This is a genomic window from Bartonella sp. AD24XZML (assembly GCF_042196485.1).
Classification (GTDB): domain Bacteria; phylum Pseudomonadota; class Alphaproteobacteria; order Rhizobiales; family Rhizobiaceae; genus Bartonella.
On sequence record NZ_JBHIQH010000102.1, the window covers coordinates 1 to 1050 of the forward strand.

General features: G+C 33.2%; 2 protein-coding genes. Both read right to left on the reverse strand.

From position 1 onward, the window contains the following. Positions 1-210: 210 nt before the first annotated feature. Complete coding sequence (locus tag ACFIMX_RS08970) at positions 211-954, reverse strand: type IV secretion system protein (protein ID WP_375694363.1); 744 nt, start codon at positions 952-954, stop codon at positions 211-213. After that, positions 951-1050 (reverse strand): TrwH protein (locus tag ACFIMX_RS08975; protein ID WP_375694330.1); only part of this gene is annotated, 100 nt, incomplete at its 5' end. The genes ACFIMX_RS08975 and ACFIMX_RS08970, both read right to left, overlap by 4 nt.

Genomic DNA, 1050 nt, shown 5'->3' on the forward strand with positions numbered 1-1050 from the left:
ATTCCTCTTTAACGAATTTTCAACTTTTTATCACCTTGGAACATAGATATATGCTAAACGCTTCGTTTTTATTTATACATATCTAAGTGTTTTCAGCACGATATTTTGGCTTTGATAAAACCTTTGTGCCTCTCTTAATTGTTCAGAGAGTACTGAACCTTCTACATCGGTTTTTGTTTTCATGAAAAAAAGCAAATGCTGTAAAAAGCTTTATTGGTTAGATCTTATTTTAGGCATATCTTTGTAGTTAGAGGCTACAATTTTTCTGTACAATTTACGTTTTTGTATTTCGATAAGAGTCTCTTCGTCATCGCTTAAATTTCTGACCATTTGTAGCTTTGTATATTCATTTTGGATCATGGCTGACATGGTCTTGATGCGTGTTTGCAGTTCGAAAACTTCTTTGAGATCTTTTGTTTTATTTATCTTATCTAAGAAATCGTCCATTTGTTTAAAGCGGTTCTCTGCGTCTTGGAAAGTTTGAAAACTTACAGCTTTTTCGACAATTCCACTATATTTAAGACGCGTATTAATTATTTCGCGCATTTTGTAATATGGTAACTGCTGGAAGCCATACCTTTTCTCTTCGAGAATAATCTCATTAAATCTTTTTTTTAATTCCTCAGTAGTTATGTTTTGGTAGTTTGTCTGTGTTTTTGGGTAGATAGAAGACAAATCTTGTATGAAAGAATTCTTGTTTTCTCCTATTGTTGGTTTTTGTATCCTATTTCCTGTTATAGACTGATGAATTTTTTTCGCGTTTTCGATCTGGTTTTCGTTTGTTTTAATTTGTTGTTCTAACAACTTAATAATTTCTAGATATTCTGCTTTTGAAAAAGGACTTTTAACAGTTGAACCTTGAGTCCCAGAACCCCAACTAAAGTTAGACGTTAGAGTTAAATTTATCATCCCCAAAAGGGTAATCATTCCTGTTATAATAAATCGCTTTTTCATCTGTCTCCTCGCTTGATTTCGGCAGGGATTGTTTTATTAATAGGCACACGGCTCCTATCATTGGGCTGTTTTAGCTTTGGTGCTAATGCACAAGCC